The organism is Pseudarthrobacter sp. B4EP4b, from assembly GCF_006680095.1.
GTDB lineage: Bacteria > Actinomycetota > Actinomycetes > Actinomycetales > Micrococcaceae > Arthrobacter.
Genome location: NZ_VHIJ01000052.1, coordinates 5,168 through 18,946, shown reverse-complemented (window position 1 = coordinate 18,946; position 13,779 = coordinate 5,168). Strand labels below are relative to the sequence as shown.

15 protein-coding genes and 2 tRNA genes are annotated in these 13,779 nt (G+C 64.0%); 4 read left to right on the top strand and 13 right to left on the bottom strand.

The window, feature by feature from the left end:
• Positions 1-2 precede the first annotated feature (2 nt).
• From FNL14_RS18320 to rpsB, 6 genes are all read right to left on the bottom strand, one after another.
• Entirely contained in the window at positions 3-587 is a 585-nt protein-coding gene (locus FNL14_RS18320) for a DivIVA domain-containing protein (protein ID WP_142062934.1), read from the bottom strand.
• 92 nt (positions 588-679) lie between these two features.
• Positions 680-1,603, bottom strand: a complete 924-nt coding sequence (locus tag FNL14_RS18315; protein WP_142062931.1) for a phosphatidate cytidylyltransferase — start codon at positions 1,601-1,603, stop codon at positions 680-682.
• Positions 1,603-2,160: a ribosome recycling factor gene (frr, locus tag FNL14_RS18310; RefSeq protein WP_091418226.1), complete on the bottom strand. Its 558-nt coding sequence runs from the start codon at positions 2,158-2,160 to the stop codon at positions 1,603-1,605. Before frr ends, FNL14_RS18315 begins: the two co-directional genes overlap by 1 nt.
• Positions 2,161-2,287: 127 nt before the next feature.
• Positions 2,288-3,025, bottom strand: a complete 738-nt coding sequence (gene pyrH, locus FNL14_RS18305) for a UMP kinase (protein ID WP_091418227.1) — start codon at positions 3,023-3,025, stop codon at positions 2,288-2,290.
• A gap of 117 nt (positions 3,026-3,142) precedes the next feature.
• Positions 3,143-3,979, bottom strand: a complete 837-nt coding sequence (tsf, locus tag FNL14_RS18300) for a translation elongation factor Ts (RefSeq protein ID WP_009357886.1) — start codon at positions 3,977-3,979, stop codon at positions 3,143-3,145.
• A 130-nt stretch (positions 3,980-4,109) separates the two neighbouring features.
• On the bottom strand, positions 4,110-4,985 hold the full coding sequence (rpsB, locus tag FNL14_RS18295) for a 30S ribosomal protein S2 (RefSeq protein ID WP_091418229.1): 876 nt from the start codon (positions 4,983-4,985) through the stop codon (positions 4,110-4,112).
• 442 nt (positions 4,986-5,427) lie between these two features.
• Here rpsB and FNL14_RS18290 point away from each other — a divergent pair, with 442 nt between their 5' ends.
• Positions 5,428-5,973 carry a M23 family metallopeptidase gene (locus FNL14_RS18290; RefSeq protein WP_142062928.1) on the top strand — a complete coding sequence of 182 codons (546 nt, stop codon included), beginning with the start codon at positions 5,428-5,430 and terminating at the stop codon, positions 5,971-5,973.
• A 51-nt stretch (positions 5,974-6,024) separates the two neighbouring features.
• Here FNL14_RS18290 and FNL14_RS18285 read toward each other — a convergent pair whose 3' ends face one another.
• From FNL14_RS18285 to FNL14_RS18260, 6 genes are all read right to left on the bottom strand, one after another.
• Entirely contained in the window at positions 6,025-7,212 is a 1,188-nt protein-coding gene (locus FNL14_RS18285) for an acyl-CoA dehydrogenase family protein (RefSeq protein ID WP_142062925.1), read from the bottom strand.
• Positions 7,213-7,601: 389 nt separating this feature from the next.
• A tRNA-Ile gene (locus tag FNL14_RS18280) sits at positions 7,602-7,675 on the bottom strand.
• Positions 7,676-7,748: 73 nt separating this feature from the next.
• On the bottom strand, positions 7,749-8,945 hold the full coding sequence (locus FNL14_RS18275; RefSeq protein ID WP_142062923.1) for a glycosyltransferase: 1,197 nt from the start codon (positions 8,943-8,945) through the stop codon (positions 7,749-7,751).
• 127 nt (positions 8,946-9,072) lie between these two features.
• Positions 9,073-9,981, bottom strand: a complete 909-nt coding sequence (locus FNL14_RS18270; protein ID WP_091418235.1) for a DMT family transporter — start codon at positions 9,979-9,981, stop codon at positions 9,073-9,075.
• Positions 9,981-10,601 (bottom strand): CDP-alcohol phosphatidyltransferase family protein, encoded by a 621-nt coding sequence (locus FNL14_RS18265; RefSeq protein ID WP_091418237.1) that lies wholly within the window; start codon positions 10,599-10,601, stop codon positions 9,981-9,983. The genes FNL14_RS18270 and FNL14_RS18265 overlap by 1 nt, the downstream gene beginning before the upstream one ends.
• A gap of 114 nt (positions 10,602-10,715) precedes the next feature.
• A complete protein-coding gene (locus FNL14_RS18260) occupies positions 10,716-11,570 on the bottom strand; it encodes a phage holin family protein (RefSeq protein WP_142062921.1) in 855 nt (284 codons plus the stop codon).
• Positions 11,571-11,742: 172 nt separating this feature from the next.
• Here FNL14_RS18260 and FNL14_RS18255 point away from each other — a divergent pair, with 172 nt between their 5' ends.
• From FNL14_RS18255 to FNL14_RS18245, 3 genes are all read left to right on the top strand, one after another.
• The gene (locus tag FNL14_RS18255) at positions 11,743-12,972 is read left to right on the top strand and encodes a multidrug effflux MFS transporter (protein ID WP_142063016.1); all 1,230 of its coding nucleotides are present in this window, start codon (positions 11,743-11,745) and stop codon (positions 12,970-12,972) included.
• Between the two features lie 17 nt (positions 12,973-12,989).
• Entirely contained in the window at positions 12,990-13,184 is a 195-nt protein-coding gene (locus FNL14_RS18250; RefSeq protein ID WP_142062918.1) for a hypothetical protein, read from the top strand.
• Between the two features lie 74 nt (positions 13,185-13,258).
• Positions 13,259-13,666: a hypothetical protein gene (locus FNL14_RS18245; protein ID WP_142062916.1), complete on the top strand. Its 408-nt coding sequence runs from the start codon at positions 13,259-13,261 to the stop codon at positions 13,664-13,666.
• Between the two features lie 54 nt (positions 13,667-13,720).
• Here FNL14_RS18245 and FNL14_RS18240 read toward each other — a convergent pair.
• Positions 13,721-13,779, bottom strand: a tRNA-Asn gene (locus FNL14_RS18240).

Below are 13,779 nucleotides of genomic sequence, written 5' to 3'. Positions count from 1 at the left end.
CCTCAGTCGATGGCCGCCATCAGTTCAACCACCCGGTCCAGGAAAGCGTCCACCTGGGTTTCCTCGTAGCCGTCCTTGCCTGACGCGGGACGGAAAACTGCCCGGCGGACGTTGTCCACGCTCAGCGGCTTGTCCTGTTCAAGGTACGCGATGAGCTCATGGCACAGCCTGTCCACGTCGGCGGTGTTGTAGCTGCGGGCCTTCTTCTTGGCGGGCCGGCGGAACCGCTCACCGTCAGGGCGGTGCAGGCGGCCACGAAGGATGCCGGACAGATTTCCGATTTCGCGCAGCCACGCCTCCTCGCCCTGCGCGGCAATCAGCTCGTCCCGTTCGCGGCGGGCAAAGGCGTCCTCAAGGCGGTCCAGGGCCGCGTCCACTACCGCGGCGGAATAACCGCCCTTCACCGGATCAAAAGAGACCGCCCGGACATCCGAGCTGTTGACGGGGTGCGCCGCGGCCTCCGGGGTTTCGAGGGAAACCCGCGCCCGCTGCAGGAACTGGTCCACCTGCTTGGCGTTGTAGCCATATTCGCTGCGCTGCACGCGCTCAAAGGACGCAGGGATCTGCCGATGAATGTCCAATGCCACTGTGATTCCTTCAATGCTCTTCCGCCGTATCGCTTCCGCCCAGTCTAGGGGCGGCCGGATCCGGCAAGGGTTTGTGTCAGGCTAAGTCCGCGTCAGGCTCCGGCAACCAGCCCGTACAGGATAAACACCACCGGGGAGGCGAAGACGATGGAGTCGAGCCGGTCCATCACGCCGCCGTGTCCAGGCAGGATGCTGCTCATGTCCTTGACGCCGAGTTCGCGCTTGACCATGGATTCGGCGAGGTCGCCGGCGGTGGAAGCCGCCACGGTTCCTACCGCCAGGATGATGCCCACCCACCAGGGTTTATCCAGCACGAAGAGGCAGGCAAGGACGCCGATCAGCATGGCACCGGCGATGGAACCGGCGAATCCTTCCCAGGACTTCTTCGGGCTGATCTTCGGGGCCATGGGATGCTTTCCCAGGGAGGCTCCCACCAGGTAGCCGAAGGTGTCGTTGGATACCACCAGCAGCAGCATCACCGCCACCTGCCACGCGCCGTCGGGAATGGTCCCGCCCGGCCAGAGACCCAGCGGGGTGGCGCCTCCTGCGGCATGCAGCGGAAGGGCGGCGAAACTGATAAAAAACGGCACCCAGCCCAGGGTGAACACACCGGCGAAGATGCTGTTGGCGGAGCCCGCAGCGCTTTCCACCGACCGCCACAGCAGGACGGCCACCGAGCTGAGCAGCATGGCGAAGAGCAGGCTCTCAATGCCGCCGAGGTAGGCGCAGAACGGCATGGCCACTGTGCCCGTCATCACTGGAACGATCGGCATCCGGGTGCCGTTCGCTTCCAATGCCCGGTAGATTTCCCAGACACCGAAGACGGCAAACGTGGTGGTCACCGCCACAAACCCAAGCGGAAGGAAAAGCAGGCCGCCCAGCACCGCGAACAGCATGGCCAGGCCCACCACCACCGCGGCCGGCAGGTTACGCCCGGCCTTTGGTGTTGGATTGCTCCTGGGCTGCTTCCCCCGTGTGCGCGCCCGTTGTGCCGGGGCCTGTTCTGCCTGGCCCATCAGACTTCGAGCAGCTCTGCTTCCTTGCGCTTGAGCAGCTCGTCGATGCCGTCCACGTGGGCCTTGGTGATGCCGTCCAGTTCCTTTTCGGCGCGGGTGCCCTCGTCCTCGCCGGCTTCCCCGTCCTTGACCAGGCGGTCCAGGGTTTCTTTCGCCTTGCGGCGGATGTTGCGGATGGAGATCTTGGCGTCCTCGCCCTTGGTCTTGACGATCTTGACGTATTCCTTGCGGCGTTCCTTGGTCAGTTCCGGAATGGTGATCCGGATGACGTTGCCGTCGTTGGACGGGTTGGCGCCCACCTCGGAGTCGCTCAGCGCGCGTTCGATGTCGCGCAGTGCCGTCTTATCGAACGGGGTGATGAGGATGGTGCGTGCATCCGGGATAGCAAAGGATGCGAGCTGCTGCAGCGGTGTGGGGGAACCGTAGTAGTCCACCAGGACCTTGTTGTAGAGCCCCGGGTTGGCCCGGCCGGTGCGGATGGAAGCGAAGTCTTCCTTGGCTACCTCAACGGCCTTGTCCATCTTGTCTTCGGCTTCGAGCAAGGTTTCTTCTATCACGGTCTCTCCTGACGGTTCTGGTGCAGTCCGGGGCGCCTGCTCCGTGCACGTGGTTCTCGGTTGCTGTTTTCCGCCCCCGGTCGCGAAAGACGGGGGCGGAACTGTCCTGAAAACATCCTAGCCGTAGCTAGGCGGTGACCAGCGTGCCGAGCTTTTCACCCAGGATGGCGCGGGTGACATTGCCCTCACCCTCCATGCCAAAGACCACCATGGAGAGGTTGTTGTCCTTGCACATGGTCATGGCAGTCTGGTCCATCACACGGATGTCGCGGCGCAGGGCGTCGTCGTAGCTGAGCGTTTCGAGCCGCTCTGCTGACGGGTCCTTCTTTGGATCGGCCGTGTAAACGGCGTCCACGCCACTCTTGGCCATCAGGACGACGTCGGCATGGACTTCGAGGGCACGCTGGGCGGCAACAGTATCCGTGGAGAAGTACGGGAGCCCGGCGCCTGCACCGAAGATGACCACACGGCCTTTTTCCATGTGCCGGATGGCGCGGCGGGGAATGTACGCTTCAGCCACCTGGCCCATGGTGATGGCGCTCTGGACCCGGGTTTCGACGCCGGCCTGCTCCAGGAAGTCCTGCAGTGCCAGGCAGTTCATCACAGTTCCGAGCATGCCCATGTAGTCGGCCCGGGAACGGTCCATGCCGCTCTGGGACAGCTCGGCGCCGCGGAAGAAGTTGCCGCCGCCCACCACGATGGCCACTTCCACCTCGGGAACTGCGGCGGCGATCTGCTTGGCGACGTCGCGGACGGTCTCCGGGTCAACGCCCAGCTTCCCGCCGCCGAAAACCTCGCCGGAGAGCTTCAGGAGGACCCGGCGTCGACTTTTCTCTGGCTGCAATACAGTGTTGACGGCTTCCATGATGCCTTCCGGTTGGGGGTCTGAAAAAAGATTATCCTGCTTGGGCCGATGCTCGGAACTGGCCCGTTGCATGCAAAAGGGGCGGCCACCGAAGTGGCCACCCCCTTGCAGTACCGGCTAGGAGCCGACGCGGAAACGCGTGAACGCGGTTCCCTTGACACCGGCCTCTTCGAGGACCTGTGCCACGGACTTCTTGGCGTCCTTGGCGAATGCCTGGTCAACCAGCACCTCACCCTTGTAGAAGCCGGTCACGCGGCCTTCCACAATCTTGGTGAGTGCGGCTTCGGGCTTGCCCTCGGCCTTTGCGGTCTCTTCGGCGATGCGGCGCTCGGACTCAACCAGGTCGGACGGAACATCCTCGCGGGTCAGGTAGTTCGGGGCCATGGCAGCGATGTGGACTGCAACATCGTGGGCGGCGGTGGCAGCGGCTTCGCCTTCACCGTCGACGGCGAACAGCACGCCAACCTGGGCCGGGAGGTCCTTGGAGGTCTTGTGCAGGTAGGCGTCAACCGTTGCACCCTCAACGCGGGAGATGCGGCGGACAACAACCTTTTCGCCCAGGACGGCGCCTTCTTCGACGACGACCTCGGAGAGCGGCTTGCCGTCAACTTCGGTGGCCAGCAGGGTCTCGAGATCGGCTGCGCCGGACTCGACGGCAACGGCCAGGACCTTGTCGGCCAGCTGGATGAACTTGTCGGCCTTGGCCACGAAGTCGGTCTCGCAGTTGACTTCGATCATCACGCCGACGCCGTTGCTGACCTTTGCGGCCACCAGGCCTTCAGCAGTGGAGCGGCCTTCGCGCTTGGTAGCGCCTTTGAGGCCCTTGATGCGGATGATTTCGATGGCCTTCTCGGCGTCACCGTTGGCTTCGTCAAGAGCCTTCTTGACGTCCATCATGCCGGCGCCGGTGCGCTCGCGCAGGGCCTTGATGTCCGCGGCAGTGTAGTTCGCCATGTGAACCCCTCTGTCTAGAAATGTGTTGTGGTGTACGGACCGACAGGACGGCAGCCCACGAAAGTGGGCCGCCATCCTGTCAGCTGCTCCGGCGCCGCACGCGGCACCGGGAAATCCGGATGTACTTGTGTTACTTGGCGTCTTCAGCCGGAGCTTCGGCAACCGGAGCTGCCTCTGCGGCGGGAGCCTCGGCAGCAGCCGGGGCTTCCTCGGCAGCGGGAGCGGCAGCCTCTTCAGCCTTGCTGCCTTCGAGGAGTTCGCGCTCCCACTCGGCCAGCGGCTCTTCCGGAGCTTCCGTGGCGCCGGTGCCGCGGTTGTTGCGGGCGATGAGGCCCTCGGCAACGGCGTCGGCAACAACGCGGGTCAGGAGGTTCACGGAGCGGATGGCGTCGTCGTTGCCCGGGATCGGGAAGTCGACCTCGTCCGGATCGCAGTTGGTGTCCAGGATGGCCACAACCGGGATGTTCAGCTTCTTGGCCTCATCAACGGCGAGGTGTTCCTTCTTGGTGTCCACGATCCAGAGCACGGAGGGTGCCTTGGTCAGGTTGCGGATACCGCCGAGGTTGGACTCGAGCTTGGTGAGTTCACGCTTGAGGAGCAGGAGCTCCTTCTTGGTGTAAGCGGAGCCGGCGACGTCGTCGAAGTCGATCTCTTCGAGTTCCTTCATGCGCTGGATGCGCTTGGCGACGGTCTGGAAGTTGGTCAGCATACCGCCGAGCCAACGCTGGTTCACGTACGGCTGGCCCACGCGGGTTGCCTGCTCGGCAATTGCTTCCTGGGCCTGCTTCTTGGTACCGACGAAGAGCACGGTGCCGCCGTGTGCAACGGTGGCCTTCACGAACTCGTAGGCGCGGTCGATGTAGGACAGCGACTGCTGCAGGTCAATGATGTAGATGCCGTTGCGCTCGGTGAAGATGAAGCGCTTCATCTTCGGGTTCCAACGGCGGGTCTGGTGTCCAAAGTGGACGCCGCTGTCAAGCAGCTGGCGCATAGTTACGACGGGCATGCCGACGCTCCTTCCGGCAGGTCATTCATGAGAAACCCCTGGGGCTTCTTACCCTGCCAATAGTTGACGGTTGATTAGCGTGGCCCGGGCGGGCCGTGCTCCTGGCGTCCATCGTGCTTCCCATCAGGACCGTGGTCCTGACCGCAGGAAGTCCGATCCTCCGAAAAGGGCTGGACGCGCGTAGTCAGCCGCCGCTCCCCCACACTCCTGAATGAGATGTGCCGACGCAGGCCGGACAGGGGCATATACCGTAGGAAGAACCTTTGGGATAGACGCTGGACGGAAAGCGTTGAGGGCGCAGCAAACTGCTCCATCAAGTGTACTACAGGCCCCCGCACGCGGAGGACATGCAGAAAGGTTTGGACGACGGCGTCGACGTGCTTTTTCCACATACGGGAACCTGGCCCTGCCGGCAGCTTTTCAACCCGCGCACGCTGGATTCATGAAACCATCGGCACTGCTTGCGGCCCTGCTCCTGCTGCCCGCCCCCTTGGCCCCGGCCGAAGAGGTACTGGCGTTCGGCCCGGCACCCTCCACTGCGGCGCATCAGACGGAAGTTTCCGCCACCGTCGCAGCGCCGTCGTGGAGGTGGCCGCTCGCCCCGCGCCCCAACGTGCTGCGGGATTTTGATCCGCCGCCCAAGCCCTGGCTCAGCGGTCACCGCGGTGTAGACCTGGGGGCGGTGTCCGACGGCGCAGAGGTCACTTCGCCGGCGGCGGGCACCGTCAGCTTCGTGGGCGTGGTGGTGGACCGGCCGGTGATCACCATAGACCACGGCAACGGATTACGCAGCAGCTTCGAACCCGTGGAGAGTACCTTGACCGCCGGCAGCATGGTAGCCACCGGGGAGGTGCTCGGGACGCTCAAGCCAGGCCACTGCGCCGCCGCGTCCTGTGTGCACTGGGGCGTCCGGCGCGGCGACGACTACGTCAATCCGCTGCAGTTCGTCATGGACCTGCGGCCGTCCATCCTGCTGCCGCTGGGCTAGCAGGCAGCGACGTACCTCAGCCGGAGGCCAGCCACCTGGTGACATGCCTGGTCAGACGATGGCGGATATTCCCGTGATCGCCCGGCCTGTCACCAGGGTGTTGATCTCGTGGGTTCCCTCGTACGAGTAGATGGCTTCGGCGTCGGCGAAGATCTTTGCCATCTCAAAGTCAGTCACGATGCCGTTGCCGCCCAGGATGTTCCGGCCGATGGCCACGCTTTCACGCATCCTGGCCGTGGTGAAGGCCTTCGCCAAGGCGGACTGCTCGTCCTTCGCCTCGCCGGCATCCTCAAGCTGGGAGAGCCGGACCATCATGCCCATGGAGCTGACGGCATTGCCCAGGATCTGTACGAGCTGGCTCTGGACCAGCTGGAAGGAGGCAAGGGGCCGGCCGAACTGGTGGCGCTCCACTGCGTAGCGGCGCGCCACGTCGAAGGCTGCCAGCTGCTGGCCCACAGCCTGCCAGGCGACCCCAAGGCGGGTGACCTTGAGGACTTTGTTGACGTCCCGGAAGCTGTTGGCGTGCGCCAGCTTGTAAAAGTCCGGGACTACCACGTTTTCCAGGGTGATGTCGGCGTTCTGGACGGTCCGGAGGGCGATCTTGTTCTCGATCTTCGCCGCGCTGAAGCCCTCCAGCGTGGTGTCCACCAGGAACCCTTTGACCTGGTTGTCGTCGACGTCGCGTGCGTAAATGACCACCCAGTCAGAGAAGGTGGCGTTACCAATCCAGCGCTTGGCGCCGTTGAGGATCCAGGAGTCCCCCTCGCGCTTGGCAGTGGTGCGGGTCCCGCCGGCCACATCCGATCCGCCCAGCGGTTCGGTCAGGCCGAAAGCCCCGATTTTCCGAAGTGAATAGATGTCGGGAAGCCAGGCGTCCTTTTGCTCCTGGGAGGCCAGGGCTTCGATGGAACCGGTAAAGAGTCCGTCGTGCACACCCATAAAAGTGGAGATGGAAGCGTCGGCACGGGTCACCTCGGCGTGCATCAGGCCGGCGAAGAGGTTGGAGTGCCCTTGCCGCCGGACCGGGCTGACCAGGTCGATTCCGGCGAGCTTCGGAATCAGCTCCATGGGGAATTCGCCACGGTTCCAGCAGTCCACGGCGATGGGCTTGACCTCGCGGGCCAGGAAGTCCCTGACCTCCGCCAGCCGGTCCTGCTCTTTGGCGCTCAGCATCTGTTCAAAGGCATAGAAGTCGCCGTCGGCGTAGGGCAGGCTGAGGTTGGAATCGGACGTGGACATGGTTACCTCGCAAGTGATCAGCGGTGACCGGGGCTCGCGGAATGAGCACGGTATGTTACTGGTCAGTAACATACCGCATCCGGGGCTCTTTCGAAAGGCCTGTATAAGGACATGCCTCCTCCCCCAAACGCCCCATCACCTCCTGCAGGTTTTGGAGCATGGCTCTATCACTTGGGAGAGAGGGCTCAACGGCGGCTGCGCCAGGCACGTGTTCGGACCGACCGAGGGAAGCTCGAAACACTAATGGGGCGTTCGCCGGAATGTTGCGGGAGGTGATGGGGCGTTACCAGGAACAGTGCGGGACGTGATGGGCGTCCCTGTTTTGGCCGCAAGAAAGAAAAACCGCGGCCGGCGATGTGCACCGGCCGCGGTTTCCGCGGTGTTGAAAGTAGGGCTACTCGGACTTGAACCGAGGACCTTAGGATTATGAGTCCCGCGCTCTAACCAGCTGAGCTATAGCCCCTTGATGCCCCGAACCTTCCACCAACAGTGGTCGGCAGCAGGGCAAAAACACTCTAGCAAACCCCGGAAGGCGTTTAGACCACCTTGTCTTCGAATCCGGCGCCGCGGTAGAGGTCCTCGAAGGTCTGCAGGGTTCCCTGGATGCTGTGCGGTTCCACCATCTGCCGGCTGACCTGGCCCATGGCTGCGCGCTGGTCCGCGGGCAGCTCCAGGATCAGGGTGATCTTTTTGGCCAGGTCGTCGCTGTCACCGGGGGTGAACAGGTATCCGTTCTCGCCGTCGCGGACCAGGTGCGGCAGGGCCATGGCGTCTGCCAATACCACCGGGGTGGACGCCGACATCGCCTCCAGGGTGACCAGCGACTGAAGCTCTGCTGTGCCGGGCATGCAGAACAGGTCCGCCCGGATGTAGGCCTTCCGCAGCTCCTCGTCACTGGCCAGGCCCAGGAACTTCACCCGGTCCCCCAGCCCGAGCCGCTGGACGAGGTTTTCGAGGTTGGACCGCACCTCGCCGCCGCCCACGATCTCCAAGTGAACCTTCAGCTCTGCGGGCGTCTTGCCGATGGCCTCGATCAGCACATCCACATGCTTTTCCTCCGCCAGGCGGCCCACGAACAACACGGTGGGGTGGGCGTGCGGTTCGATCTGTTCGCCGGGCTGCAGTTCGTAGGCGGCGGAGTCGATGCCGTTGGACAGCGGAAGGACTTTGCGCAGGAAGGCATGCTGGTGCATGGCTTTGGCCGCCAGCGGGGTGGGGGTGGTCACCACATCGGCCTGGCCCATGACCTTGCCCATGTCCTTCCAGGAGATGCGCCCGATAATGTTCTTGAACCACTGGGGAAAGGGAAGGAACGGGTTGAGGTTTTCCGGCATGAAGTGGTTGGTGGCAACGATGCGGATGCCGCGCCGGACAGCTTCATAGAGGACGTGCTCGCCGATCATGTAGTGGCTCTGGATGTGCACCACATCGGGCTGGACGCGGTCGAAGAGGAGGCTGATTTCCTTCTTGATTTCCCAGGGGAAGCAGATCCGGAAGTACTCGTGCGTGGGGACCCCGTGCGAGCGGAGCCGGTGGACGGTTGCCTCCGAGCGGAACTCGGTGAAGCTCTTGCCGTTGTCCGCACGGCAGGCCAGCACGTGCACGTTGTGGCCGCGGCCGGACATTCCCTTCGCCAGGCGGTAGCCGAACTGGGCTGCGCCGTTGATGTGCGGCGGGTAGGTGTCGGCAGCTATCAGGATGGTCAGGGGTCGCTGGTCTGCGGGCGTGGTCACGTGGAGGGCTCCTGATGGTCACGGTGCGGACAGCGTGTACTGACAGCACGGCCGGCCGCGGCTGGCGCCGGGGCCTCGTGTATTTGCTGGCTGGAAGGGACTGGATGGACAGGAAGGGCGGACAGGACTACAGGGTTGGCTTGCCCGCGGCCCGCGGCGCGTCCTTCTTGCGCTTGGTGACCTCGGGGTGGTGCCTGGAAAGGGCGATTACCCCCACGATAGCAAGGGATGCGGCAGTTCCCATGGCAATGGCCATTACGGCGTGCACATCCGGACGGAGTTCGCCGAGGATGACAATCCCGATGGCGATTCCCACTAAGGGATCAATCACGGTGAGTCCTGCGATGACCAGGTCCGGCGGCCCTGAGGAGTAGGCGTTTTGGACAAACCATGACCCCAGTCCACCTGCGGCGATGAGGGCCACCACTGAGTACCACTGCACGTTCAGCAGGAAGAGCCCGTTGGGATCGAGCAGGTGCTTGCCGATGATCCGGGTGAGTACGGCTACGAATCCAAAGAGCACCCCGGCCCCCAGGATGTAGACGAAGGCGTTGATCCGGTGCTTGAACATGACTGCCAAAGTGCCGAAGAGTCCGACGGCGAGGGCCAGCAGCAGGACGATCGTCAGTTCGTCGGCGAAGCTTACGTGGTGGTTTTCCTGGGTGACGTTGACCGCGAGGATGACAAAGAGTGCCGAGCCTGTCACACAGGCTGAGATGGCAACCACCGTTGCCCGGTTGATCGTCAGGTCCTGGTCCTTGGCATTGATGATGGTGGTGATGACGAGCGCGATGGCCCCGATGGGCTGGACGACGGTCAGCGGGGCCGAGACAAGGGCAACAGCGTTCATCGCCATTCCGGCACCCAGCAGGAGGAGGCCGAACACCCAGCGCGGGTTCCTCAACAGGCGGAGGAACCCGTTCGAGCTCAGGGCCAATCCCCCGGTGTCGGCCTTGACCGCACTGCCCTGGCGCTGCGCACCCAAAGCCAGGCAGAACGCACCCAGCACCGCGAGTACCACGGCGAGCCAGACCATCAGGCGGTCCCGCCGTCGTGATGCAGCCTTCTGCCCTTGCGCAGAATGGCCCAGAAATAGTTGTAGGCGGCTATCCAGTGGCCGATCAGGCCCAGGCCCAGCACAATCCACGCTGCCACGAACAGCTCATCAGAGAATTTCGTATCCAGTCGCGAGAGGACCAGCAGCGGAGTGCCCAGAAGCAGCAGGCCGGTGCGGACCTTTCCCACAATGCTGACCGGAAGATCCGGGTGGCCGCGGAAGAAGGACAGCGTCAGGGCCAGCAGGATGGCGTCCGGGACTACCAGCGCGGCAAGGTAGAGCCAGTGGACGACGCCGGCAATCACCAGCGTGACGGCGACGGCGATCAGAGCCAGGCGGTCGGCGATGGGATCCAGGACCCGTCCGAGCTTCGAGGCCTGGTCGAAGCGGCGGGCTACGTACCCGTCGATCCAGTCCGTTCCGGCCATAACCGCCAAAACCACCACGCCTGCGGCGTATTGCTTTTGTGCCAAGACCAGCCAAATGAACAGCGGCACGCCCATAAACCGCACAACGGTGAGCAGGTTGGGGATGGTGAAGACGCGGTCGTGGTCGACCTGGGGGCGGCCGGGACGGGAGCCGGCACCGATGAACTTCATCCCGTCCCCTTTCCTTCCTGCTGCCCTGCGGCGCGTACTAACGATTCGTGTCCCTGTTCACTGCCACTGCCTTTGTCTTGCCGGGCTGCCGGAGCAGCCTGAGTGTGGCCGGGGCTAGTACGTCCGGAGGAGCTTTCGGACCAGCACAACCAACACGGTCCCGGCGGCCGCAAGGGCAGTCAGAGGTTTCCACCGCGCACCCAGGCCTCCGGTGGATTCCGAGAGACCGGCCAGCCGGCTCGCGGCGAGGTCTTTGCCCCGGACGGCCAGAACCTGGCCCTCACGCATCTTGACCTGCGCAGCAGCCAAAAGGAACCGGGCCTGGGTTTTGACATCGAGTTCATCGCCGAGGTCGTCGCGGACTTCGGCGAGGTGGTGGCGGCGCTGGCCGAGGCGGCGGGCGATTTCCGGCTCGGAGGCCTGCGGGAATTCCTTGTTATGCTCTGCGGCCTTGGCTTCCTTTTCAGCCTTGGCCTTCGCAGCGGCTTCCGCCTTGGCTGCCTTGGCAGCTTTTGCCTCGGGACTCTGGGGGTCCAGGACCGCAGGGTTGAAGGCAGATCCCTCCCTGGCAACGCCAATATCGTGCTTGATGCCGCGGATGGTCTCCTCCGGCAGCAGCGGCATGGCCTTCTTGAACCTGCTGACGCCGATCAGTCCGCCAATGAGTGCAATCAGCAGGAACGCCGCGGAAACCAGCAGTGCGGCCAGCCAGGCGGGCATGATGGTGGCCAGTCCCATGATGGCGGCAACGATCAGTGCCACCACGAGGAAGAGGACAAAGACCAGGGCCACAGCGAGGAAAGCGGAAGCAACTCCAACCTGGACACCTTTACGCTTCAGCTCAATCTTTGCGAAGGCGATCTCGTCGTTGAGCTGGCGGGGCGCCAACCGGAAAAGGAGTTTAAGCGTCCCGGGCAGCGCGGCGATGCGCACTCCCTGGCTGGTCCGCCCGCTGTGACGTCCGCTCATCGGTCCCGCCTTACTGTTTCATGGTGGATTCGGCTTCCATGTGCTGCGGGAGAGTGCAGCTGCACCGTCCCCGCCCCCAAAAGTATCATTCAGTTCAATGGCGGACTCCGGGGCTTGCCGGACGGCGCGGCCTACAACGCTGCAAAAATCTGTTATCCCGGGCCTAGGATTGATCATCGTGACCACTCCCAGCAATCCGGGCGATCTGTTGAGCCGCCGCCGCAAACTCCTGTACATCGTCCTGCTCGGCGCCCTCACTGCCCTGGGTCCGTTCACGATCGACCTTTACCTTCCAGCCTTTCCCGCCCTCGAGGCGAGCCTGGGCGTCACCGAAGCCCAGGTCCAGCTGACCCTGGCCGGGACCACGGTGGGTTTTGCCTTCGGCCAGCTCGTGGTGGGGCCATTCAGCGACAAGGCGGGCCGGCGGATGCCGTTGATCCTGGCGACGGCACTGCATATTGCGGCCTCGCTTGGCGCCGCGCTGTCCACCGACATCACTACCCTGGGCATCTTTCGCGTTTTGATGGGTGTGGGAGCAGCCGGCGGAGGTGTGGTGGCCATGGCCATGGTGCGGGACCTCTTCTCCGGTTACGCCATGGTCAAGATGTTTTCGCGTATGTCCCTGGTCAATGGGCTGGCACCGATCCTGGCTCCCGTGATCGGTTCACAGCTGCTCCTGGTGATGGCGTGGCCTGGGATCTTTGTGTTCCTTGCCTCATACGGCACCCTGGTCATTGTCGCCGCCCTGTTCCTGGTCCGCGAGACGTTGCCCCCGGAAAAACGCCGGCAGAGCGGCATGACGATGCGCCAGCGCTACGGCATCCTGTTCAGCGACAGGATCTTTGTTGGCCTGCTGATGGTGGCCGGCCTGAACTTCGGCGGGCTGTTCACTTACCTTTCGGCCTCCCCCTTCCTGTTCCAGGACGTGTTTGGCTTCTCAGCACAGGAGTACGGCCTGCTTTTCGGCATCAATTCACTGGGCATCGTGGCCGGCATCCAGACCAGCTCCCGCCTCATCCGCCGGGTGCCGCCGCAGTGGATCCTTGCCGGAGCCACCGCCTGGACTTTCCTGATGGCACTGCTGATCGTGGTGTTCGACCAGCTCGGGCTGGGACTGTGGGGCGTTATGGTTCCCCTGTGGTTCTACATCATGGGCACGGGCTTTATGTTCCCCTGCGTCCAGGTCCTCGCCCTGGCCGGCCATGCGGGCCAGGCCGGCACTGCCGCCTCGCTGCTGGGTGCCGCGACCTTCCTGACCGCCGGCCTCATCTCGCCGGTGGTCGGCTGGCTGGGCATCACCAGCGCCACCCCGATGGGCGCCGTCCAGGCCGCCTGCATCCTGCTGGCCATCGCGGCTTTGTGGCTCGTGGTCCGGCCGCGGACCGTCCCATCCATCCACTGACTGCCGATGCCCTCCTGATGCCAAAGAATCCTGCCAGGCGCAAGCCGCACCGGAACCGCCGGGGACTCTTCCTCGGGGCGGTGCTGGGCGCCGTCGTGGGCTATTTCGCGGGGCGCGCCCTGGGCAATCCCGCCATGGGCATTGTGCTGGGCATGCTGGTTGGCTCCGCGTTGCTCTACCGGGTCAACCCCGGCCCCTGGAACCGTCCCTAGGCCTTCTTTCGCGTCTGCGTGCCGGTACCGCGCCGTCTGCCGCTGGACGCCCCTGCCGCGATAAAATGTTGTTTGTGCCAAGCTGGCAGGATCAACCGCAGCTCCCGGCCACGTGGCAACGGTGCGATACCGGGATACTGCCACTGTGGTGGGAGCGGTTGTGTGCCCAGAGCGGCGAGCAGTCGGCGGCCCTCTATGCGGCCGGGCTATTCACCGAAGACCGCCGCCGGCCGATCGCCCAGTGGTTTAACCCGGCCTTCAACGCAGCGCTCCTGGTGGCCCCCGAAACCTCTCCGGAATGGCCCGTGCAGAGGTTCGGCATCTTCTATGCGCCGCCGGAAACAGGATTCGTACGTGTCCATTCCGCACCGCACGAATGGAACCCGCGCCAGCCGCGCAAGTCACCCACCGAAAAGGAGGCGTTCCTGGCCGCGATCGCGGAGGCAGAGCGCTTCCTGCAGGTGGAGATGGACTTTGTCTGAAAGAAAAATCCCCGCTCCTTCCAAGGGAAGGAACGGGGATTTTTTGGGTTGCTCCTCCTGCTGGACTTGAACCAGCAACCCTTCGATTAACAGTCGAATGCTCTGCCAATTGA